The sequence below is a fragment of the Mesorhizobium sp. M7A.F.Ca.US.006.04.2.1 genome (assembly GCF_004022915.1).
Classification (GTDB): Bacteria; Pseudomonadota; Alphaproteobacteria; order Rhizobiales; family Rhizobiaceae; genus Mesorhizobium; species Mesorhizobium ciceri.
The window spans coordinates 1-1,445 of the sequence record NZ_RZQA01001184.1; the positions used below are offsets into that span (position 1 = coordinate 1).

1 protein-coding gene and 1 pseudogene are annotated in these 1,445 nt (G+C 60.7%); one reads left to right on the forward strand and one right to left on the reverse strand.

Annotated features, from left to right (window positions below; genetic code table 11):
• Positions 1–933: tyrosine--tRNA ligase (tyrS, locus tag EN925_RS35610; protein ID WP_128337356.1), on the reverse strand; the 933-nt coding region annotated here is incomplete at its 3' end.
• Positions 934–1,219: 286 nt separating this feature from the next.
• Between tyrS and EN925_RS35615 the strand changes: the two are divergent.
• Positions 1,220–1,445: pseudogene (locus EN925_RS35615) on the forward strand (glycosyltransferase family 39 protein); the annotation flags it as partial.

Sequence of the window (1,445 nt, forward strand, 5' to 3'; positions counted from 1 at the left end):
GTGCAGCAGGGCGGTGATCTCGGTGGCGAGGATCTTCTTGGCCTCATTGATCTCGGATCCGCCGAGCCGCTCGAGCCGCGCCACTTCGTCCAGCGGCAGCGTCGTGTAGAGCTTCAGGAAGCGGGCGACGTCGGCATCCTCGGTGTTGCGCCAGTACTGCCAGAATTCGTAGGGGCTCAGCATCTCCGCGTCGAGCCAGACCGCGCCCGAAGCCGACTTGCCCATCTTGGCGCCCGACGAGGTGGTGAGCAGCGGCGTGGTCAGTGCATAGAGCTGCGCGTCCTCCATGCGGCGGCCGAGATCGATGCCGTTGATGATGTTGCCCCACTGGTCGGAGCCGCCCATCTGCAGGCGGCAGCCGAGACGCTTGTAGAGCTCGACGAAATCATAGGCCTGCAGGATCATGTAGTTGAATTCGAGGAACGACAGCGACTGCTCGCGATCGAGCCGCAGCTTGACGGAATCGAACGCCAGCATGCGGTTGACGGAAAAGTGACGACCGACATCGCGCAGGAAATTGACGTAGTTGATCTCCATCAGCCAATCGGCGTTGTTGACCATGATGGCGTCGTTGGGACCGCTGCCGAATTTGAGGTAGGGCATGAAGTTGCGGCGGATACCGGCAAGATTGTCTTCGATGTCCTGCGGGGTCAAAAGCTTGCGCGCCTCATCCTTGAACGACGGGTCGCCGATCATCGAGGTGCCGCCGCCCATCAGCGCGATCGGCCGATGACCGGTCTGCTGCAGCCAGTGCAGCATCATGATCTGGATCAGCGAGCCGGCGTGCAGGCTCTTGGCGGTCGCGTCGAAGCCGATATAGGCTGTCACCGTCTCCTTGGCGAAGATATTGTCGAGACCGGCATCATCCGAAGTCTGGTGGATGAAACCGCGCTCGCTCATCGTGCGCAGGAAATCCGATTTGAAGGCAGGCATTTTTTCTATTCCCGAAAGCGTCCGGCCGCTGTGGCTCAGGCGTGCATGAACGCGCGCGTTTAGCATCCAAGCGCGATCAGCAAAAGTGGTTTCCGGTTTTGCGTCTGATCGCGCCAGACAAAGGTCCAGCGTCAGCAAAAGTGCTTTCCGGTTTTGCAGCCCGCGCGGAGGGCGTTTGCGAATCCTTGCTTCGTCGTTTGGGCTGGCGTATTGAGGCGCCGCGCAGGGCAGGGCCTGAGGCGCCGCGACGGGGCCATCCCGCAGATCAGATCCGGAAAGCTCCGCGATGAACAGGAACTATCTTTTTCTCTTTCTGTTCAGCATGCTGATGACGTTCAGCGGACTGGCGAGCCTTCCACCCATCGACCGCGACGAAGCCCGTTTTGTCCAGGCCACCAAGCAGATGGTCGAAACCTCCGACTATGTCGACATCCGTTTTCAGGATGCCTCGCGCTACAAGAAGCCGATCGGCATCTACTGGCTGCAATCGGCGGCCGTGGCGGTGAGCGGCG